Source organism: Legionella feeleii, assembly GCF_001467625.1.
Classification (GTDB): Bacteria; Pseudomonadota; Gammaproteobacteria; order Legionellales; family Legionellaceae; genus Tatlockia; species Tatlockia feeleii.
This window is the reverse complement of the sequence record NZ_LNYB01000085.1, coordinates 607,544-629,461: the sequence shown is the minus strand read 5'-3', so window position 1 is coordinate 629,461 and position 21,918 is coordinate 607,544. Positions and strand designations below refer to the sequence as shown.

Sequence of the window (21,918 nt, the reverse complement as noted above, 5' to 3'; positions counted from 1 at the left end):
TGATTTCATTTCCAGCTCCTCGTTTGAGAAAGCTTAGTTTAGAAAATTTAAATTTCTCAGGTAGGTGTATTTGCCCGAACGAATACGATAAATCACCTGTTTTTCAACTTTATCTGAATACGGAGCAGGCAGAACAAGATTTCTCTTCAGAGGGAGTGCGCTTATCCTAATAGACTTCTTTCAAAATTTGCTGCCGTATGACCAGAGTGAAGGGCGAGGAGATAGGGCGCGTAGAGCGGAGTTTACACGAAGATTCGAGCACTGTATTGACGAAGTAATGCTGCAATGCAGTAGAGGTTTGAAAGAAATCTTTTAATGTTGGCTGGTTACACGTAAGATTTCTGCCAGTGAAGTGTCACCGGCCAGTACTCGTTTGAATCCATCTTCTCTTATGGTGGGGGTAGCAGGGCGAAGATAGTCATCAATGATTTGCAGATTTTCATTGCGATGAATCATTCCGCGTAAGATCTCATCGATAGTGATTAATTCATAAATACCTGTCCGACCACGGTAACCCAATTGATTACAATGCTCACAACCCAGTGGCTCGCAAACTTTTGAGGTATCGGTTCCCGCTTTAATGCCCATCAATTCCAGCTCATCGTCTCTCAAATTGTGGGGGATTTTGCAATGTTGGCATAGCTTTCTGACTAAGCGTTGGGCAATCAAACCCACAATACTTGATGATAACAAAAATGATTCCACACCCATATCATGCAAACGAGTCAAGGCTCCTAAGGCCGAGTTAGTATGCAAGGTAGATAGAACTAAATGGCCGGTTAAGCTTGCCTGAACAGCGATTTCAGCGGTTTCAAGATCACGGATTTCCCCAATCATGACGACATCAGGATCTTGGCGCAAGATAGCACGTAAGCCTTTAGCAAAAGTCATTTGCACCTTGGTATTCACCTGGGTTTGTCCTACACCGGGCAAATCATATTCAATTGGATCTTCAATTGTTAAGATATTGCGGCTTACCTGGTTAAGTTCCGTTAACATCGCATAGAGTGAAGTGGTTTTCCCGGAACCGGTAGGGCCGGTTACTAAGATAATGCCATGCGGCTGTGCAATCATCTTCCGCATGGCAGCCATAGTCGTTTTGGGCATCCCTAAAAGACTTAAATCCAATTGCGCAGTTTGCTTATCTAAAATCCGCAAAACGATGCGTTCACCGTGATTGGAAGGAAGAGTGGAGACCCGAACATCAATATTGTGGCCTCCAATACGCAGTGCAATACGACCATCCTGCGGAATGCGCTTTTCGGCAATGTCTAACTTTGCCATAACCTTAACCCTTGATATGACCAAGGGGGCAATAGCACGCTGGATTTCTAATACTTCGTGCAGTACTCCATCGATACGATTGCGGACCAGGACACGATTCTCATAGGTTTCAATGTGAATATCAGAGGCTTTTTGTTTGATGGCTTGGGTAAATAGGGCGTTGAGTAAACGAATTATAGGGGCGTCATCCTGATTATCAAGCAGGTCTTCACTAATAGGCAATTGACCAGCAAGGAGCGAGAGGTCCATTTCTTCTTCCATGCCTTCCGCTGCATCAAGAATAGAGCCTTGTGATTGATATATATGAGCCAGCTGTTGTTGAAATTCAGATTCATTAACTTCTTTAAGGATTAGTTTGCCCCCTAAAAGTCGCTTAATTTCAGCCAGAATCTGTAAGGAAGGAGTGGCTAAATGATAAACCAGAATGTTGCCTCCCTCTTCCATAGTGGCGATAACGCCTTGATTTTTGGCAAAAAGATAGGGCAGTCGTTTGGGTTTGTCTCTATTTTTTTCCATGACCATTACCTATTACTACGGTTTCTCTAGGTAGAGGAGCAAAGGGGCGCGGCAACGTTGCTGGCTGATTTAGAGGTGGCAATAATATTTGATCATCGGTCTCGTTATAGTCTTCTTTACGTAACCAGTCTAATTGATATTGGCGTATATTATTATACTTGTTACCAGAGATGTGTACGGCATCATTTTCGCTTCTTAAAATAATCGGTTTAATGAAGACCATCAATACTCGTTTTTCACGGTTACGGATATTGTGTTGGAAAAGGCGCCCAAGACCGGGTATGTCCCCAATAATAGGAATACGGTTATCATCCTTGCCTAAACTGTCCTGGGTCAATCCTCCAAGAACAACAATGTCACCACTTTCCACATGTACCGATGTGACGATACTGGAAATTTTAAAAGTAGGGTTATCAGTATTTGTTGTACTGGCTGGATCAAGGGTATCGTTACCCTGATCGATTTGTAATTGAATACCACTCCCGCGAGTAATCTGTGGTCTGACATACAAATGCAAGGCGACATTAACTCGATCAAAGGTCACATAAGGACTTGCTGTGGTAGTTCCCCCTGCGTTATTAGGATAAGTGGTGGTGGCCACGGACACCTGTTTACCTACCAGAATTTTAGCTTGCCTGTTATCCAAGACGACAACAGACGGCGTGGATAGAATATTTGCCTTGCGTTGTTGGGCCAGTGCATAAATTTGCGCTTGAAAATCATCAATGGATGTTTTTGAATTGATAATGGCAAAACCTGGCCTAAAATCACTTGGTTTACCCGTCTGCTGGTCAGAGCCCCATTCTATACCCAGGTTATTGATATCACTTTCATCAACTTCCGCAACCAGTGCTTCAATTAATAGCTGGGCAGGACGAATATCCAATTGACTGATAACTGATTTTAAAATTCGAATAAGACTTGCCGGAGCATTGATAATTATAGAATTGGTATTGGGCTCCGCAATGATTTGCACGGTCGGTTTGGTTGTTCCTTCATTTTGGGTGCTTGCGCCGCTTGTATTAGGACTTGCAGCTGGATTACTACTACCGTAGGATGTTTGAGAGCTGGCAGCAGACATGCTGCTTTGATTGCCGCTCGAAGAGTTATTCACGAGATTTGAAGCTGGATTAGTGCTATCAAGTTCTGGTCTGGTAATTGTCCCGATGGTAGTACCAACATTACCACTAAAATTAGCTTGTGCAATGCCTGCCAAAATAGGGACTAAATCTTCTGCGCGTAAATAATGCAGATATACGACCTGAGTATTACTATTGGTACCATTGGGGCTCTGTCGATCTAATTTTGCAATCAACAAGCGTAGTCTTATGCGCTCCGTTTTACTACCACTGAGCAAAATGGCATTGGAACGATCGTCGGCTGCTAACATGGTTTGGCTATGACCGCTGCCTGGTTGTGTTTTTACAATATCTTTTAAAGTATTGGCTACATCCATGGCCAGTGCATGTCTTAAAGGCACTATATCGATGCCATTAGATGAGGAGCTATCTACCTGCTTGATAATATGGGATAGTTGTTTAATGTTGCTGGCTCGCCCGGATAAAATCAACATATTAGAGGGGGCATAGGCTGATACACTGCTCCACTGCGGCATTAGAGGGCGAAGCACAGGGACAAGCTGTTCAGCAGGAACATAATGAACCGGTATAACCTCTACCATCATATCATCGCCACGGGGTGGATTACGCATTTGGCTCAGTAAATCTGGTGATTGAGTCTTGGCATCGATATTGGGGATAATTTTGATCACATCTCCGCTTGGTATAGCTGCATACCCGGAAACCTGCAAGATAGACAGAAATACCTGATATAACTCTTTATCGGACATTGCTGTACTGGAAACAATGGATATTTTGCCTTGCACGCGAGGATCGATCACAAAATTCTTACCTGTAACTCGTGATACTTCAGCAATGACAGCACGAATATCTGCGTTTCGCAGATTCCATAGTTTTTGCTTTGTATTACGCGAAGATTGAGGTTTTTCTTCCGGTGCAATTTCTTCAATTTCATCCGCGTCGCTTTTTTTGGCAGCTACTGGCGTTGCTACAGGCAATAAGCTGGTTTGTTGTTGAGGAAGGCTGTTAACTTTTGGCAGGGGTGTCTCTGCAAGTATTTGTTTTTGAATAGTTTGTACAAGATCATAATCGGTGAGTGGGCCAACTTTAACAAAGTAAAATTTTTTATCAGGTGATAAATCAATTCTAACGGGCTGCTTTGTTAAGGATGCAAGTTTAAATTTGAGCTGAAGAGCGTTATTTTCATGCGTGAAAGCTCCCACATCAAGCATATAGGCTGGGTTGCCTTCATAGGTAACTTTTCTAATATTGACGTCAGCGGCATGAGCAAGGGTTAAATAGCATAAAACCACCACGTAAAACGCAATTTTTCGCATCAAACAACCATAGAATAATTAGTATTCTCATCATAACTAAATTTAGAAAGATACAATAGCGTTTTCCGCAATTCTGGAATGTGTTTGTAGCCTCTCTGCTCGGAATACGGTGAACTTTTTGCAAGCAAATGAATTATCGTTAAGAAATTTGGTGATTTGGATAGATCTGAATCAGGATGGTGGCTATGGGTGGACTCGAACCACCGACCTCAGCATTATGAGTGCCGCGCTCTAACCGGCTGAGCTACATAGCCACAAGAGGCCGTGATTTTGTCGTTTAACGTGCTTTATGTCAAGATAAAAAATAATAATTTTTATTGAGTAGTTGATCAAGCGTGGTTGGTCTGCCACCGGCAGGGAGCGTCAATTATTTATTGTCATTCCGTGCAGATGGGAAACCATCTGAAGAAGCGGTTGAATGAATGGTTTCCCGTTTTTGCAGGAAGGCGTATTTCCACTGCCTTGCTTGAGCCAATCAGTGTGAACAGATTTTCTTTTTTGGGGATAAGACAAGTTTGTAGTGTTTATATTTTGTTTTCTTAATATTATGTTAATAAATAGTTGTTAAAGTAAGGTCTTGTCTCAAATCCATCTTTGTATATAGATAATGAGTAACTACCAAACTATTACAGCTCTGTTAGGAAAAAAGAACCAGGCGGTCGTGCAGGAAACTGTTGTAGCGCCTTTGGAAACTTTGCAGAACACGACTAATACCATGAATGAGGCGAGCCCTACAGCGTCTAATCAGGTAGCTAAGCAGAAATTGGATGGTATGGCTGATATGTTGCGCGCTTGTTTGACACCTGATAATCCCATGCAACTCTTTAAACGAGGTTAAACCTTGTAGGATGGACTGCGAAACAATCCCCGTGCAGGTAGAGAGTATTACCGCACTCCCTCGTTAAGTTTATTTCAAAAAATATCAAATAGTTTTCTTGCTAGCTCTGGCGACTATTGTTTGCGCTTGATAGCGGTAGTCAATAAATCATCGCCGCAATTTACTTAAATTCACTAAGTTTGGGGATTAATTGAATGTTTTAGTTGATTTATTATTTGCCTATTTGCTTGTTTTTAAACAATTATTCGGATTATTTCTATATTTTTGTCTCTATGCCCATCTGTTAATCAAACCATAAGGATAATTATTCTATAATTGAACTATAAATAAACATTTTGGTATTTAGCTATGGCAGATCCAATAATAGATATTGAAAGTCTAAAACATTATATCGGACAACTATGTTACAGCAGATTGGGGAGTGATGATAAGGCTACTACAGAAATCGTGATTGCTGTTAATCGCGATACCTTCATGAATGCCCAGGAATTGGATAAGTTGTTGGAGGATGCTATTAAGATAGGCTTTGATGCCGATGAGATCGAAGTCGAAGACGAAGTCAGGGCAGAGAAGTTAAAAGCAATCGATGAGAGAATTGCAACGGTTGTGTCGCGTGTGGTGTCTGGTATTGAGCAACAGCGAGCTATTCCCAAGGATAAACGCTCTACTGCGGAGCGTCTTGTTAATGACTATTTTTTCCCTGCCTTATATAAGGAAAGAACTGCTGCTGCCGCGCTGCATGATTCAATACTCGGAAAACTGGATGAAGATGATCCTAAAAATGACGAATTATTAAGCTATCAAAGTTTATTAGATAACAACATTTCTTATCTTGATGCTGTCGCTCACCTTCCGTTTGCTGCTGAGAAATTGGTTGGTGCACTGCAACAGAATAGCGGTAAAAATTATACCCCACGACAAAATGCACAAGTCATTAGTGCCTTATTAGATACTGTACAAAAAAGCCAGGAAGGCAGTTGGACAGCAGAAAAGCTGGTTCAAACTGTCAAAGTAATAGCAAAAATGACTATCCCTGATTTGCCAGTTGATTCTGTTACTCTGGAAAGTATCGAGGATTTGTTGCCTGTAGTTAATGAAATTTTGGATCAGGGCAAAAAACTGGAAAAACAAAAATCGGAATTTTTCCTGGAAAAAGCAGAAGAAGCAGCAAAAGACGAAACGCCAGAACAGACAGGGGCACGAGAAGCACGGGAAAAGGCACGTATTGAACAGTCCAATGCACGTAAAGCAATGTTCAGTGCAATGGGTGTTGAATTTCCCTCTTTAACTACGCTTTGTGTCAACTCGCTATACAAACCTATGCAGGAACTATCTCAGGCAGCAGGTAATGCGGGAGCTGCATTAGGACAATTTTCCACTTGGGATGGTAATGATTGGGTACAATTTCTAAATGGAGTTGAAGAGGCTGGTGTTGCAATAGGAACTATTCCCAAGGAAATTAGAGATCGTCTGCCAGGATTTGTTGATTATGTAAAATACGCGGGCGATGCAGTCGCTGTTGGCAGTGCAATAGTATCCGTTACTGGCGAGGTAGTAGGCGGGTTGGCGACAGGTTTAGGCTCACTTATTAAAAATAACTCGTCAGAGTCAGTTAGAAACACGGCTGATGCAATGCTTGATGCAACTGCTTCACTCTATCGTGCAGTGGGTCCTACAGCAGGAAAAGTGGCTTCCTGGGCATTATATCTACTACCATCCCATTATACTCCCTATGTCGCTAAACAAACTCACACTTCTATGGTGAGTAGACTTTGGGGTGGACTGACTTCCCTGGTCTCTGCGCCTGTGAAGGAAAAATTTAGCGATGAGGGTGAGTTTTGGGCTCGTATACAGCCAAGTACCAGTCCTGGTGTTGCGGAAGATTTCTTTAATATTCACGCTTTAGTAAAAGCCAGTGGTTGCCCGGCATTGGAAAAAGAGTTCTTTGATGCTTATATGGCAAGGCCAGAGGTTCAGGTTAAATCAAGCTATGAGAGCTATGTAGCTTTTAAAGATGGGATTAATCCAGAAACGTTAAGTACACGATTAGATACGCAACTCAAGTCATTTGCCGGTGCCGAAGACAGTGAAAAAGGCGATAAAGCAAATTATATGATCCAAAGAGTAAAAAAATTGGAGGCTGAGATTAAGCGTTCTGAAAAGAGCATGGCTAATTTTAATGAATTAGCAGCGGCTATGGCTGTTAAATCAGACGATCCTAAAGTGCAAGCTTTCCAAAAATTCTATGTCCGTCCTGCACTGGATAGGGCTGCATTGCATAACCAGCAAAAACAACTAATGCCGAAACTTGAAAAGGAGCTTGATGCTCTCTATGACCAGTCAAAAGGGTTAGATGAGCAGGCTAAGAAAGCCTTTTATGAAATCCCAAGCCATGTAAAATTAAGAGACATTTATAGCAAGCTAAAGGGTGGGCAACTTTTAAATTCTGATGATGTGGTAGAGTTAGAAAAATATAGAGATGAAAATGATGGAAGCCTTAATCTTCTATGGATGGCGGAGCTAGCGGATTCTTTCCCTCCCCCAGAAGCGCCCAAACCGCCTAAGGGCTTTACCCCTAAAGAGGAATCACGACAAAGCTACCAGGCTACATTGGAATCTGTACATCCTGTTTTCGGGAATATTTCTCAGAGCCTGGAAAAACAGTTAGCTGCCTGTAAAGGTCTGCGCGATTTGAGTCCGAATGATCCCCTCAAAAGCTTATGTGATGCAAAAATTAACTATCTCGAGGCATTAAATAAAGCGGTCACCAAACTCATGACAGATATTAAAAAGGATGATGATCTGGCAGAGGAAATAAGGAAATTAGCGGGTGGCGAAATTGATATGTCAGATGTCCTCAGTGCCCAGGCCTTATCGAAACAATTGATATCCCTTGCGTGGGAAACAGTCTTGCCAAAAAGCGGCATGTTATCCGCTTCCATGCCTGAAAAAATCCTGGCTTACGCAATGAGTAAGAATGAGCATTTAGACGGCATTGTACAAGCGAAGGTTAAATACGAGAAAACGTTTAAAGATACACCACCTCCGCCAGAATTAATGACGCAATTGAGCAATCCTTTAACAAGCAATCAATTGGCTAATGAAGAAACTGTAAAAAGGGGAATTGGAGGCGCTTTAAATACTGTAACTGGTTTTATTCCAGGTATGGCTCAATACTACGCATTAAGTATGCCACTGGCTTATGTTATGCCCCAGGCTCTTATTGCTGATGTTGCGATAGGGGTGTTAGCTCGCCCAGAGGTACAAGAGAAACTTTTCCCTAAAGCGTTACAATCTGTTTTTTCCACAGTTGGTGGAGTAGTCGATTCTGCAAAGAATTATTTAACAGGCGTGGCTGCTGAGAAGCTGAAAAACGTTCTCTGCCCCTATTTAAACATCGAAGTGCAAAAAATTCTGGAACAAAAAGCCTTTGACTATATCTCTAAAGATCCCTCTGAGCGGTCAACGCTTAAAGCAAACGAGCGTGAGGCATTTTCAGGGTTTTACTTGCAATATCGGGCTATCAAAAAGAATAACCCTGCATTGGATAAGATTCAATGTGCTAAATATTTATTCAGTGAATCACTGAAAGGTAAACCTGAGTCCGAGCACGAAGACTTTCTTAAGAAAATAAGCGACGAGTTTGAGCGTGTTGATAACAAGTTAAAAGAACAAATGCCACCTACTTCACAAGAAGCGGAGTTGGAAAGAGAGTTGGAATTTTTAATGCAGAATGTCGATTTTAACTCCCCTGACGAAACTGCTCTGGTCGGCATGTGTGTTTATAACCGACTCATGATGATGCAAATGAATGCTTCCAAAGAAGTAACGGAAGAACAAGCAAGACAATTACAACAAAAGGCAATGTCTACGCTAGGCTCTGTGTTAGAAAAGTTAGAAAAAGCAGATGCTATTAACCCTTCTACTCCTGACGAACCACGCACAAAAGCACGCGCAGTAGAACTTCAGGATGCAACGAAGGTGCTTGCGAAAGCCAAGTTTGAGGAATTAAGCAAGGAATTGACCGCAACATCACAATTAATTGAGACTAATATCAAGGATCGCAAAGAACGGTTAATACCTGAAAGTCGCGAAAACGAGCCTAAGCTCGCTGGAAGGACTGCCATAGCGGCTGAACTGGATAAATCGGTTAAAGTCGGCCCCTCAATGAGAGTACTTAAAACGATTGGTAATCTGGCAACGCCAATCATTTTTTGGGCCTTTGTGGGAGTTGCTATTACTGCAGGAGGCCTCGGTCTGGGTGCTTTGACTGCTGTAGGACTTGGTTCACCCATTGGTGCAGCAATCCTTGGGGCTATTGTAGTCGCAAAAGTAGCTTTCAACACAGTCCGGGAAGTCAGGGCTCGTGATAATGAATTTGAGGCTATTAAAGCAAGAACAGACATTTCACCTTTCCAAAAAACACTTTTAACAGGTTTGAATTATCTGAAATGTTTCGGCATTGGCTTAGTAAAAGCAGTCGTTACGGATACTATCTATAACAAAGTAACCGGTATCTTTACTTCCGGCGTTAAACCGATTGTCGATACTGTGGCAGAAGCGCGCGATTTGGTTCGAAAACATCCAAAGGTAGAAACCGTGGTGGACGAAATGGAACTTCTGTCTACATTAAAGGCAGACTTAGACACGTTTCATCAATTGGTTAAGGAGCAAATTGCAGCTAAGGAAAAAGTTGGGTTTAGTGCTACTAAGCCTAATCCCAAAGACTACACGAGACAATCCTCTTATGACGCAGATGTCAAAGCTTATGAGGAAATGCAAGCGCGAGCCAATAAAATAAAGGAAATGGGTGAGCAAATTAAAGCACAACTGGGAACTGCCCAACAAGCGCTCGCAATATCCTCTGATGGTGATGTCAGATGGAAAGGAACAGTGAATCCAGTTAATGAGGAGTTGGAGAGTTACAAGGCAGCATTTGGCAAGATCAATAAGGCAATGGAGGATGTGGAGCTCATTCATAAGGCAGAGGTTAGAATGCAACCTGAAAAAAGTGAGCATGAAGTAAAAGCCAAAAATTATGCGAAAGAAGCCGATAGACAACTAGGGGTAGTAAAACAACTTGCAACTGGCATACAGGTAGAACGGGAAAAATTTTCTACGGATGGCCAGTTAAAAAATAATAAGGCTGGATTGAAGGAGATGGCTGCCAAAGTGCTTCAGACAATTGACGATATGACTAGAGTTGCTAAAGTAGTGGAAGGGCAATATCGAAGCTCATACGAAGAAGCTGGCAAAGCTGGCGAGGTGGGTCATCTTTCTACTCTGACTGCAATTACAGGGCCTACCCTGGCAGCTAGCAATCAAGCGAAGAAAGCGTGGGAGTCTGCAAAAGAAGTAGTCACTGAGTCTCAACAGTTTTTAAAGACTCTAGAGACAGAACTAGCTCGAATTACTCACGAGACTGTTGTTGGGCATACTGCAAAAGCCCATGAGCACCTGGAACAAGCCGCACAAGCTTCAAAAAAACTATTGGGTGATCGAGAAACATGGGGTGATCAGAGAGTACTTGCAGAGATCCTTGAAGATCTGGAAGACAGTGAAGACAGAGAAGAATTGATTAATGGCTTAGACTATGAGGACCTACAGGAGAGTGCTGATAATTTGCGTAAGGCGCTTGTTGTGATGGAAAACGCCACGCGCTTGGCCGAAGAATCTTTGAAAAAAGCTTCTCAAGCAATCGAAAAGGATGAGTCTGGTGTCCAACCACAAAAGACTACCGAGACTCTTATTGCTAAAGCCAAACAAGCCTTGGAGAATGCTCAAAAAGTAGAAAAGACTGCTCGAGACGTACTAGAGTCCATCGATGAAGTCATTGCAGAAATTGGCTATGTCCAAAAAGCAGAAACTCAACTTGAAAAAGCAAACAGTTCTGTTGAAAGAATAGAGCGCGAGCAAGAGAAATTCGATGCAATGCGTAAAATAGACTATGAAGCCCTCGATCTGATGATTGAAGAAGTTGCCGATGAGGTGGAGAACTACCTAGGTGCAGCCACGCGCAAATTGGTAGCGCTCGATCAAACTGTCAGTGAATTGGCTAAAACGAATCCTGAAATGCAAAAGGAAAGCGAAGCAGTCAAGGAAGCCTTGCAGGAGGCCCAGGCATTAGAACGCGATGCACGAGAGTTTTTAATAACTTTACAAACAGCAAGAGCTCAAAAGGATATTGAGGCTATCGCTGGACATACTGCAAAAATGGAGGAGCATCTAGGAAAGGCAACAAAAGCTGCAAAATATGTAGAGAGTCTCCAACAAAAATTTTCAGATTTGATGGATGGACTAAAGTCGGGTGAGTATGAAGATGATGACATAGACTTTGCCTTGGAGGATTTGGATGAGACGCTGACTCTAAAAATCAGAGGGATGGAAGAGGCCACAAGAGCAGCGGCTGAGCTCTATGAACAGGTGTCCCAAGCAGTTAAAGCAGTTGAAAAGTCTGGCGTCAAAATAGGAGAGCTTACGCAGTCCGCTTGTGATCAAGCTAAAGCAGCGTTAGAAAATGCACAAAAAGAAGAAATTAAGGCTCGGGCACTGTTAACGACTGTCAAAGAAGAAATTACTCGAATTAAGGAAACGCCAACAGTGGCTGTTGACAATGAGTTTGGAGAGGATGAGGAGTTTTTTGATTCTCGGGACCATTTTGATTTGGTTGATGAGGAAGTAGTTGGTTCTAAGGTGGAAAAAAACTCAACATTGGAGACGCAAAAACTAACTTTAAAAGATACCCAAGCCTCTATTAAAGAGCGGTTAAAAGAACAGCAGGCAGGACAAGAGGAGGAGATTTCTCGTTCTAATGCTCCTCCCGCAGCATAACTTTAGAATGAGCTGGTTGTTCTAGAATTAAACCAGCTCTAATGCTATCAACTTTAATTGCGGCAGGTTGTCTTAATAGGTCAGTAAATAAGTTTCGAAATCTTTTTTGAACTCATTGCTGGCCTGATAGTGTAACAATGCGATATTGATATCACTCAATAATTTAACATCCTTCCGATTAACGGCAACTGCAACCCCCAAACCTAAATACAAGGGCTCACCAACAAATTGGATTAATCCCGCTGAGTGAAGATGCCAATGTTCCGCAATATGATGAGGCATCAATGCGAAGTCTATTTTTTTTCGCAACAGTGCCTGGACCAGCGTGTCATGTTGCTTAAACAAAATGATTTTTGCATTCAATGTTCCAAGCTGCTCAATCTGTTCTGCGAGTGCCTTGTCCGCCATACCAATTCTTTTCCTGGAGAAGGTAGTTATTTCACTCGATTGTTGCCCAACTTTTCTTAGAGAAACAAAACGTACTTTACTGGCTAGATAGGGTGATGAAAAATTGACCTTATTAGCGCGAGAAACCGAAATAAGAATGGAGCTGGCTGCCACATTAGCCTCCCCATTTTCTACGGCTTCTAGCAAGTGTCTGTCCAAAATAGGCACAAACTGGCAAGGGCGCTTTAACTCCTTGCAAACATATTGCATCATCGCAATATCAAAACCATGAAAATGTCCTTGGGCTTCCTGAAGAACAAAGGGTGGATCATAAATTGAAACCGCAATTTTTAATGGAGTCCCATACAGGGGCATACTCAGCAAGACAATCAGCACAGTCAGGTAGCGAATTGCTTTCATCAGGCTCATCCTGTTGCCATCATACTTTTGAGTTTATCACAAGATTTACAAAAAATATTAAGATGGGGTGTATCTCCTTTAGCTAAAGACTATACGACACCTTTCTATGATGATGCCCTTGTCGATGATCGGGGTCTGTTTCGGCCTTTTGTATTCTCAGTTTTGTCATAGGTGTGGCCAAGCAGTATCCTAGATTAAAAATGTGACAGCAGGGGAAGATAAGTAGTCCTTATTATCAACGCTATCTTAATTTGGCTAATGGTAAATACCTGACCTCTGCAAATAGGGACTTATATTACTGGTGAAAGCATTACAGGCCATCGAACAAAGTAATTATTGATGACGAGATTTGTCGCTATACAGTCGCTATTATGGCGCAAACTGGATTGTTAGCTATCATGCACTAAAATGGGAGGTTGATTGCAGGGGAGTGAAGGTTGAGTTTGCACCCAACCTTCGTTGGAAAAGGCTAAATAATCAACACGTAGAGCGCGCCTGGGCCGCGTAATACTTGAACAAGCAGTTGTTGTTTCTTTTGCTGGGCTATAGTTTGTAACGCTCTAACATTGGTAGTTGGCTGTTTATTGGCGGCAATGATGATGTCACCTGGTCTTAAGCCTGCTCGCCATCCCGCACTGTTTTCAGATGCTCCAACCACTTGTATACCAGTTACATGCCCGTGCAAAGGAGAATCTTGTTCAAAATTCTTAAGAGCAAGGCCATAAAGGAATGGATTACTGGCTTGTAACTTTTGTTCGTGCTTTTTAATGTCGGTGACAACGGCGCTTAAAGTCATTTCCTTACCGTCGCGTTTTACCGTTATTCTGGCTTCACTGCCCACACGCAGCAGTCCAATAGTTGTTTTTACCTGAGTAGCCTGGGTTATATTGGTATCATTAATTTTGATAATGATATCACCAGGCTTTAAACCGGCCTTTTCAGCAGGCGAGTTCTCATTAACCTGTGAAACAATGGCACCTTGGAAGTCTTCTGGGTAACCCATTGCCTGAGCCAGTTCAGGAGTAAGATGTTGTACGAAAATACCCATCAGTCCACGGTGAATTGAACCATATCGAATTAATTGTTGAGCGACATCTTTTGCCATATTGATAGGAATAGCAAAACCGATACCCACATTGCCGCCATAAGGAGAAATAATGGCAGTATTAATACCGATTAACTCTCCTTTAGCATTGACTAATGCACCACCAGAGTTTCCAGGGTTAATTGCTGCATCAGTCTGAATAAAGTTTTCTACACCTTCAATATTCAGATCACTGCGTTTGGTGGCACTGATAATACCAAAGGTCGCTGTTTGACTATTGCCAAAACTGTTCAAACCAAAAGGGTTACCGATAGCGACAACAAAATCTCCAACTTCTGCTTTGTCTGAATCACCGATTGGCAAACTTTTAAGGTTTTTGGCTTCGACTTTTAAAACCGCAATATCTGTGTCACTGTCACCACCAATCAACTTCGCTTTTAAACGTCGGCCGTCATGTAAGGTAACTGTAATTAATGTAGCATTTCGAATGACGTGATCATTGGTAATAATGACACCGTGCTTAGGGTCAACAACAACACCGGAGCCAATGCTCTGGAATTTGCGTGGCTTTTCCGGGACTAGCTGTCTATCCTGAGGCTCATCTCCACCTTCCTCGTCAGATGCTGCGGGATTAATTTGAATAACACCTTGTACAGCAACGTTGACAATAGCCGGCATTGCATTTTTCAATACGGGGGCAAGGCTAGCCATTGTTTTAGCTTCTTCAGCCGATGCGGTAAAAGCAAGCATAGATAAAAGCAGGGCTTTTACTAGCATACGAATTTTATTACTCATATTCTATTATCCTGATTTGTTGCGTTAAACCAAATGAGTGTAGCCATTCTACCCGTTTGTGGCTCGCGGCGATAGGAATAGAACTCATTTTTTTGCTCAAATGTGCATTTTTTTGACTGATAAACAGCAAATACACCGACATTATACAGGATCTGCTCCGCCAAATGGGGCAAATTGACCTGCCATTTTTTCTTCTCATTCTGAAGAAACGAGTTTGTCGCAAACGAATAGCGATCTTGGTAAGCTTGTAAAACCTCATCGCCGACCTCATAACAAGACTGACAGATGCCAGGCCCAATCCAGGCAAGTAACTGTGTTGGTTCACTAAGCATTTTAGTAACGGTATTTTCAACGATGCCATTGACTAAACCTCGCCAGCCGGCATGGATAGCTGCAATTTCCGTCCCTTCTTGATTACAGAGGAGAATAGGCAGGCAATCGGCAGTCATGATTGCCAGTGTATGGTGTGGACTACGGGTAATGGCTGCATCTGCAGTACGATTTTTTTCTTCTTCAACTAACACGCACAGATTGCTATGAACCTGCTCTAACCATTCCGGCTCGTTAGGTAACTCCAAATTTGCTTTTAGTGCTTGTCGATTAGAAGAAACAGAGTGTTCGTCATCTCCGACATGAAAACCCAGGTTGTTCGCATCAAAGGGTGCTTTGCTGAATCCAGGAGTCCGCATTGTAGTGAGGGCTGATACATTCGCCGGTGCCGGCCAATTAGCATAAAGATTAGCCAAAATAGTCATCCAAAAAATTAAGAAGCGTTTGAAAATCATCAGGTAAAGGGGCTTCAAATGTCAATTGTTCCTCACTCTCGGGGTGAAAAAATGACAACATGGAGGCATGTAAGGCTTGCCGTTGAAATTGACATAAAAGTTGTCTTAACTCTGTTGATGCTTGTGCGGGGAAACGCATCCTGCCTCCATAAAGTTGATCACCTGCAACGGGGTGATTAAGATGAGCCATATGAACGCGGATTTGATGGGTACGCCCCGTCATTAACTGTACATCGAGTAAAGTAAAATCTTGATAATGCTTGCGGATCGAATAAAGTGTAATCGCTTCTCTACCTTGTGCACAGACCGCCATCTTTAAACGATTTCTGGGATGGCGACCGTAAAAGGTAGCAATTTCACCCCCCGAAATTAAATGGCCTTGTACGAGGGTGATATAACGACGTTGGATTTCGCGTGCTTGCATTTGCCGGACGAGATGGGTATGCGCTGTCAGTGTTTTAGCGACAACTAATAATCCTGTTGTATCTTTATCCAGTCGATGAACTATACCTGCCCTGGATAAATGCTGTAGAGCAGGGGCATGATACAAGAGAGCATTCACCAAGGTATGTTCGCGGTTACCGGCCCCCGGATGGACGACTAATCCGGCCGGTTTATTGATTACCAATAATTGCTCATCTTCATAAATAATAGCTAGTGGAATAGCTTCTGGCTGATAGAGGTTACTGTCTGTCTGGGTTTCAAAAGCAATCGATAGATTAATTTGTTCGCCACCAAATACTTTGTCTTTAGGTTTGCACTGACGTTGATTTAAGGTGATAGCCCCTTCTTTAAGCCAGGTGCTCAGTTGGGAGCGTGAATAAGTGGGAAAAAGCTGCGCGAGTACCACATCGAGGCGTTGCCCATGGTATTCGCGCGGGATAGTAAGCTGTTCACTAATCGAATCAGACATAATAATTAATGTGTTACTCGCCTTGTACCAGTCTGCCACGAAGTGAATTAGGCAATGCCTCACTAATGTGAACATTGACAAACTGCCCTATCAATTCGTGAGGACCATCAAAATTTACAACACGATTGCACTCTGTTCGGCCTGCCAATTGCTGTGAGTCTTTTTTGGAAGTACCAGTAACTAGAATGCGTTGTGTATTTCCTACCAGCGCTTGGCTATAACGTGATGCTTGAATAAGAAGACGGTTTTGCAGGATTTGTAAACGCTGCTTTTTTACCTCCATAGGTGTTTCGTCAGCTAAATTAGCGGCTGGTGTTCCTGGGCGTGGACTAAAGATAAAGCTAAATGAAGTATCAAAACCAATTTCATGAACCAGATCCATCGTATCTTGAAAATCTTTGTCTGTTTCGCCGGGGAACCCAACAATGATGTCAGTCGATAGACGAATATCAGGTCTTATTTTGCGCAATTTACGAATCTTTGATTTGAATTCCATTGCTGTATAACCGCGCTTCATCATTGAAAGAATCTTATCTGAGCCGCTTTGTATAGGTAAATGGAGATGGTTAGCCAGTTCCGGAACTTCCGCATAGGCATTAATCAAATTATCAGAAAAAGCCAAAGGATGAGACGTTGTAAAGCGGATACGGCCTATGCCATCAATAGCTGCCAGATAATGGATTAACAAGGCTAAATCGGCAATTTCACCGTTATTCATGGGGCCGCGATAATCATTAACATTTTGTCCTAAAAGATTAATCTCGCGTACACCTTGAGTTGCCAAATGGTAGCATTCGGCCAAAACATCATCAAAAGGACGGCTAATTTCTTCCCCACGTGTATAAGGAACTACGCAATAGCTACAGTATTTGCTGCACCCTTCCATAATTGACACAAAGGCAACAGGTCCTTCGGCGCGCGGGGCAGGTAAATGGTCAAATTTTTCAATTTCCGGAAAACTAATATCGACCACCGGTTTTTTGCTGCTTAAACGCTCATTAAGCAAAGTCGGCAGGCGATGAAGCGTTTGTGGGCCAAAAACTAAATCCACATAGGGGGCGCGCTTGATAATATCTGCACCTTCCTGGCTGGCAACACAACCGCCAACACCAATCACTACATGGGGATTTTTCTGTTTAAATTCACGCCATTGGCCTAGTTGAGAAAATACCTTCTCTTGTGCCTTTTCACGAATGGAACAAGTATTTAAGAGAATAACATCAGCTTCTTCAACAGACTCGGTTTTCTCCAAGCCATGTGATTGCAGCAAAACCTCAGCCATTTTAGATGAATCGTATTCATTCATCTGGCAGCCATTTGTTTTAATAAAAAGTTTTTTTGCCATAATGCTCTACTTTAAAACAATCTAAATCTTATCCCTGGACACTTTGACAGTGCGTTTCCTTAATGCGCGGTAAAATGAGTAAAGAAACCAAAATACCAATCGGTAACAAGGCTAGCGCGATATGATAAGCCTCCAGGGGGTAAACGCGAACCTTATCAACAATTTTACCTTGCCACAATTGGTCAAGAATAAAGCCGATAATAGGTTGAGCTAGTGCAATACCAACCATATTCATCATGTTCATGAAACTGAGGCCTGTAGCAACATAACGTTTGCTACATAGCTCTTTTGCCACAGCAAAGGCGGGTAAAAAGCCTGCTGAGAAAACACCAAAGAGGAAAAGTGATAATTGTACGGGCCAGCCTGCTTGCACAGGAGCGTAGATAAAAAACAAACAGGTTGCCAAGGCACCAATACTTCCTATGTACATGGGTGGTTTACGTAACCCAATGCGGTTGGAGTAAATCCCCCATAGCGGGCTTGCTATAGCCCAACCAATAAATACTAAAGAGATATAATTGGCGGCCGTTGCTTTTGCCAGATTCAGCTTAAACATTAAAAAGGGGACGCCCCACAATCCACAAAATACTGGCGTGGCCATGTACATCAGACCACCATAGGCTGCAACCAACCATAATTGGCGATTTTTCACGATTGTCAACAAGCTTGGCCACAAGGGTTCTTCTTCAGTGTCATGATGCGTTGTTGGGTGAGGCAAATTGTGGGGTGAATCTTTGGCAATCAGAAGGATGAGCAAAGCGAGAAAAAGACCCACTATACCCATAATAATCATACTTTGGCGCCAACCATAAGTATCGATTAATAAAGCGAGCGGTGCTTCCCCACCAATAGCACCCAACATACCAATTGTTACCATCATTCCAGTCAAAAGTGCAAAACGTTGTGGGGGAAACCAGTTAGCGGCCAGTTTCATTGAACCCACTGCAGCAAAAGCGGAACCAAAACCTATCATCAAGCGTGCGATACAAGCCATAAAAAAGTTATCGGTCAAACCGAAGGCAATCGTACTGATTGCACAAATGGTTGTTGCGATAGTGAGTAATCGCTGCGGGCCAAAATAATCCATTAAAACCCCGCCTGGTAGCTGCATCGCGGCGTAAGAGTAAAAATACACACCCGATAAGATACCTAAAGTCTGGCTAGTCACTGCAAAATCCCGCATGAGTTCTGAACTCATTACGCTGGGAGATACCTGCAATAAGCATTCATAGAAATAGAAAATACAGCTTAAACCCCAAACAATCCAAGGCATCAGCGATTTTAGGGTAGAATGATTCGGCGTGGCAGGTTGTGTGCTGCTATAATCCATCGACTTTATTACTCCTGATATTATTAGCCTGTTAATGACTGGAATTTATACTAGGTAATATTTTTTAGCGACAAAATAAAAAGCTTACCAGCTTGACTACTAATTGTCTATTCTGTATGCAATAACCAGCATAAAAATTATAGGTTTTTAGAGTCAAAGGGAAGTGATTGTAAAACAAAACGCTATATAAGCCTATGGGAAAGATAGGATTTTATTTAAGTAATAGTAAAAGCTACAAAGAAGTGGGAGGGCAACATTATCTATCTGTCGGATTGGCAAATGGTTAAAATGCGTCAATGATTAATTTAAAGCCACTTTGTTTCCAGATTTGAGATATTATTTAATAAATCAGAGATGTTATGCGTAAATTGATTGGGTCTGCCTTGATATGTGTTATCCTACATATCATTTTTTATGGTATATGCCACGAACATTGAGAATTTTGGTTGGTTTATGTCTTAATTGTTTGAATTATTTACTTATGGGGCAATAAGTCTATGCAAACTGGTGAAGTTTTTTATACCATCTTTTTGATTTTTGCGGGTGCAGCAATTTTTTCAACTCTGGTGCTGTATACCAAGCAGTCATTGCTTGTTGCCTATATTCTCTTGGGTGCGGTTTTAGGCCCGTGGGGATTCAAACTGGTCTCAGACGTTAGCGTCGTGCAGCAGGTCGGGGATATAGGTATCGTATTTCTACTTTTTCTATTGGGCTTACATCTACAGCCTCAAAACCTAGTCCATATGTTAAGAAAAATAACCTGGATTGCCGTTATCAGTTCAGTGTTATTTGCTATTATTGCTTATTTGATTGGCCGTTGGTTTGGATTAAGTGTGACTGAGTCATGGATTTTGGGTGCTGCAATGATGTTCTCCAGTACTATTATTGGCCTCAAATTATTGCCAACCACGATTTTACATCATCAGCACACTGGTGAAGTCATGATAAGCGTACTCCTGATGCAGGACGTTATTGCAATCATCGTATTAATCCTTATTAATGGTGCACAGCAGGGTGCAGGATTTTCTGTAGATGATCTGATTTTGGTGGGGGTTGCGCTACCAGCACTAACTCTACTTGCGTTTGCAGTGGAGCGTTATGTTTTAGTGAAACTGTTAGCGCGTTTTGACAGAACGCAAGAGTACGTTTTTCTTTTATCCATTGGCTGGTGCCTGGGTATGTCATTTCTGGCGCAGCGAGTAGGCCTGTCCGAAGATATTGGTGCGTTTGTAGCTGGTGTTGCTTTGGCTTCAAGCCCCATTTCTTTATATATTGCCGAAAGCTTGAAACCCTTACGTGATTTTTTCCTCGTCATGTTTTTCTTTTCAATTGGTGCAACGTTTAATTTTGGTTTTGCTGCCCAGGTTGTTATACCAGCCTGTATTTTGTCGTTTTTAATGTTGCTGGTTAAGCCGCTTTTATTTAATTTATTGCTTGTGAAAGCGGGAGAGAAAAAAACAGTGGCTAGAGAAGTAGGTTTGCGATTAGGGCAGGCAAGTGAGTTTTCTCTTTTAGTTGCCAGTATTGCCTTAAGCACAAAGCTGATTTCTGAAGTTGCATCGAATTTGATACAAGCCACAACTATTTTGACATTTATCGTTTCGTCCTATTTAGTAGTGTTAAAATACCCAACACCAATTGCCCTATCTGATAAAATGCGTAAGGATTAAAAATGAAATTACTGATCATTGTCCTTTGTTTGCTGAGTGAACGTTTTCTAGTGCATTCACTATCACATAATCGGTTTTATTGGTTTTCCTCATATTATAATGCCCTTAGTCGACGGTTCCCAAAAGAGGGGGGCATGGCTCATCCAGGATTACTTGTTATGGCTATCCTGTTGCCTATACTCTTTATTTGCTGGTTGGTACTCTTTATTTTTGGTCATCTATTCTACGGATTTATTGGATTATTGCTTAACTTAGCTATTTTTTATTATTGTTTAGGCCCTGAGAATCCTTTTTATCCAGTACGGCAGGAAAATGAAGGGGATGAGGAGGCTGTAGCGGGAAATTATTTCGTTAAAGCCAACAATGAATTGTTTGGGGTTGTTTTTTGGTATATTGTTGCCGGCCCCTTAGCCATTCTTGTTTATCGTTTGGTATCATTGTGTAAAGGGCAGGAGAAAACAGCGAAACTGGCTCAATGGCTAACTAATCTGTTTGATTGGATACCGGCAAGAATTACGGTACTACTCTATTTATTAGTAGGTAATTTTCAGCGCGGATTTCGTTTTTATATCCAAATGTTTTTTGCTGCGCCGGAAAATAATGATTCTCTCTTAAGTCAAGGGGGATTACTTGCTGCTCATAACAGTGAAAATGAATCTGTACAGCTTCCATATGCAGAAAGTTTGGTAGAGCATGCACTAATTGTCTTTTTGGTCTTTGTTGCCGTTTTCACCTTGGGAGCGTGGTTGTAACAGCGTGAAGATAATAGACTTTTTTCTAAACTCGCTGCAGTGAGAAGAGAAACGGCGCGCGTAGAAGCAGAGTGTACACAGCACATGAATTCAAGCACCGTATCGCCGAAGAAATGCTTCAATGCAGTAGAGTTTTAAAGAAGTCTAATGATTTTCATAAATTGAGATGGCTAGCTATGATAAATTTTATTGTTCGGGCTGTATGGGGTTGTGTTTTTTTATTTTTGACTGCTTGTACGCACCAAACCCTTACTCCACAAGTACAGTGTGGGTTGGCAAAGTGCGGTTTTGCCACTTGCCAGAAAAATTGTGAAAGTAGAGTGGTAGCATGTAACAAGACCTGTCGTAATAATTGCCAGCAATGTAATGCATATGCGAAAGAAAAGACCGCGAAGAGTTATTATCGTTATCAACATGAGCGCTATGTAAAAGGTGAAATGCTTGCTCTTGAGTTGAATTCCTTCCGTGATCCACTACAATGCCGCAAAACGACCTGTAACTGCCGTGCAGATTATCAGGTTTGTATGCAGGCTTGCGGTGGCGTAATTCATAAACGTTTACAGGTTACACCAGCGTGTTGCTAAAAGCTTA

General features: G+C 42.1%; 13 protein-coding genes and 1 tRNA gene. 5 read left to right on the top strand and 9 right to left on the bottom strand.

The genetic code is table 11. The annotated features are described in order from the left end of the window. Positions 1–312: 312 nt before the first annotated feature. From lspE to Lfee_RS15120, 3 genes are all read right to left on the bottom strand, one after another. Positions 313–1,800 carry a GspE family T2SS ATPase variant LspE gene (lspE, locus tag Lfee_RS15130; RefSeq protein ID WP_058447809.1) on the bottom strand — a complete coding sequence of 496 codons (1,488 nt, stop codon included), beginning with the start codon at positions 1,798–1,800 and terminating at the stop codon, positions 313–315. Next, complete coding sequence (lspD, locus tag Lfee_RS15125) at positions 1,787–4,216, bottom strand: GspD family T2SS secretin variant LspD (protein ID WP_058447808.1); 2,430 nt, start codon at positions 4,214–4,216, stop codon at positions 1,787–1,789. Before lspD ends, lspE begins: the two co-directional genes overlap by 14 nt. A 177-nt stretch (positions 4,217–4,393) precedes the next feature. Further along, positions 4,394–4,470, bottom strand: a tRNA-Met gene (locus Lfee_RS15120). 353 nt (positions 4,471–4,823) lie between these two features. Here Lfee_RS15120 and Lfee_RS15115 point away from each other — a divergent pair. Both Lfee_RS15115 and Lfee_RS15110 read left to right on the top strand, forming a co-directional pair. Then, positions 4,824–5,054: a hypothetical protein gene (locus Lfee_RS15115; RefSeq protein WP_058447807.1), complete on the top strand. Its 231-nt coding sequence runs from the start codon at positions 4,824–4,826 to the stop codon at positions 5,052–5,054. A 348-nt stretch (positions 5,055–5,402) separates the two neighbouring features. Beyond that, positions 5,403–11,885 (top strand): hypothetical protein, encoded by a 6,483-nt coding sequence (locus Lfee_RS15110; protein WP_058447806.1) that lies wholly within the window; start codon positions 5,403–5,405, stop codon positions 11,883–11,885. 72 nt (positions 11,886–11,957) lie between these two features. Here Lfee_RS15110 and Lfee_RS15105 read toward each other — a convergent pair whose 3' ends face one another. The 6 genes from Lfee_RS15105 to Lfee_RS15080 all read right to left on the bottom strand — a co-directional run bounded on the left by Lfee_RS15105 (position 11,958) and on the right by Lfee_RS15080 (position 18,905). Further along, a complete protein-coding gene (locus Lfee_RS15105) occupies positions 11,958–12,692 on the bottom strand; it encodes a transporter substrate-binding domain-containing protein (protein WP_058447805.1) in 735 nt (244 codons plus the stop codon). 469 nt (positions 12,693–13,161) lie between these two features. Beyond that, the gene (locus tag Lfee_RS15100; protein ID WP_370446989.1) at positions 13,162–14,487 is read right to left on the bottom strand and encodes a Do family serine endopeptidase; all 1,326 of its coding nucleotides are present in this window, start codon (positions 14,485–14,487) and stop codon (positions 13,162–13,164) included. A gap of 41 nt (positions 14,488–14,528) precedes the next feature. Then, entirely contained in the window at positions 14,529–15,278 is a 750-nt protein-coding gene (pgeF, locus tag Lfee_RS15095; protein ID WP_058448053.1) for a peptidoglycan editing factor PgeF, read from the bottom strand. Continuing rightward, positions 15,271–16,230: a 23S rRNA pseudouridine(1911/1915/1917) synthase RluD gene (gene rluD / locus Lfee_RS15090; RefSeq protein ID WP_058447803.1), complete on the bottom strand. Its 960-nt coding sequence runs from the start codon at positions 16,228–16,230 to the stop codon at positions 15,271–15,273. The genes pgeF and rluD overlap by 8 nt, the downstream gene beginning before the upstream one ends. 13 nt (positions 16,231–16,243) lie before the next feature. Beyond that, on the bottom strand, positions 16,244–17,575 hold the full coding sequence (miaB, locus tag Lfee_RS15085; protein WP_058447802.1) for a tRNA (N6-isopentenyl adenosine(37)-C2)-methylthiotransferase MiaB: 1,332 nt from the start codon (positions 17,573–17,575) through the stop codon (positions 16,244–16,246). 28 nt (positions 17,576–17,603) lie between these two features. After that, complete coding sequence (locus tag Lfee_RS15080) at positions 17,604–18,905, bottom strand: MFS transporter (RefSeq protein ID WP_058447801.1); 1,302 nt, start codon at positions 18,903–18,905, stop codon at positions 17,604–17,606. Positions 18,906–19,402: 497 nt separating this feature from the next. Between Lfee_RS15080 and Lfee_RS15075 the strand changes: the two genes are divergently transcribed. The 3 genes from Lfee_RS15075 to Lfee_RS15065 all read left to right on the top strand — a co-directional run bounded on the left by Lfee_RS15075 (position 19,403) and on the right by Lfee_RS15065 (position 21,911). After that, on the top strand, positions 19,403–20,575 hold the full coding sequence (locus tag Lfee_RS15075) for a cation:proton antiporter (protein WP_058447800.1): 1,173 nt from the start codon (positions 19,403–19,405) through the stop codon (positions 20,573–20,575). A 2-nt stretch (positions 20,576–20,577) separates the two neighbouring features. Beyond that, entirely contained in the window at positions 20,578–21,327 is a 750-nt protein-coding gene (locus Lfee_RS15070; protein WP_058447799.1) for a CobD/CbiB family protein, read from the top strand. A gap of 176 nt (positions 21,328–21,503) precedes the next feature. Continuing rightward, positions 21,504–21,911 carry a hypothetical protein gene (locus Lfee_RS15065; RefSeq protein ID WP_058447798.1) on the top strand — a complete coding sequence of 136 codons (408 nt, stop codon included), beginning with the start codon at positions 21,504–21,506 and terminating at the stop codon, positions 21,909–21,911. Positions 21,912–21,918 lie beyond the last annotated feature (7 nt).

Excerpts from the sequence above, each read along its gene's own strand:
- lspE (WP_058447809.1), bottom strand. The coding sequence starts at position 1,800 with ATGGAAAAAAATAGAGACAAACCCAAACGACTGCCCTATCTTTTTGCC.
- lspD (WP_058447808.1), bottom strand. The coding sequence starts at position 4,216 with ATGCGAAAAATTGCGTTTTACGTGGTGGTTTTATGCTATTTAACCCTT.
- Lfee_RS15115 (WP_058447807.1), top strand. The coding sequence starts at position 4,824 with ATGAGTAACTACCAAACTATTACAGCTCTGTTAGGAAAAAAGAACCAG.
- Lfee_RS15110 (WP_058447806.1), top strand. The coding sequence starts at position 5,403 with ATGGCAGATCCAATAATAGATATTGAAAGTCTAAAACATTATATCGGA.
- Lfee_RS15105 (WP_058447805.1), bottom strand. The coding sequence starts at position 12,692 with ATGAAAGCAATTCGCTACCTGACTGTGCTGATTGTCTTGCTGAGTATG.
- Lfee_RS15100 (WP_370446989.1), bottom strand. The coding sequence starts at position 14,487 with ATGCTTGCTTTTACCGCATCGGCTGAAGAAGCTAAAACAATGGCTAGC.
- rluD (WP_058447803.1), bottom strand. The coding sequence starts at position 16,230 with ATGTCTGATTCGATTAGTGAACAGCTTACTATCCCGCGCGAATACCAT.
- miaB (WP_058447802.1), bottom strand. The coding sequence starts at position 17,575 with ATGGCAAAAAAACTTTTTATTAAAACAAATGGCTGCCAGATGAATGAA.
- Lfee_RS15080 (WP_058447801.1), bottom strand. The coding sequence starts at position 18,905 with ATGGATTATAGCAGCACACAACCTGCCACGCCGAATCATTCTACCCTA.
- Lfee_RS15075 (WP_058447800.1), top strand. The coding sequence starts at position 19,403 with ATGCAAACTGGTGAAGTTTTTTATACCATCTTTTTGATTTTTGCGGGT.
- Lfee_RS15070 (WP_058447799.1), top strand. The coding sequence starts at position 20,578 with ATGAAATTACTGATCATTGTCCTTTGTTTGCTGAGTGAACGTTTTCTA.
- Lfee_RS15065 (WP_058447798.1), top strand. The coding sequence starts at position 21,504 with ATGATAAATTTTATTGTTCGGGCTGTATGGGGTTGTGTTTTTTTATTT.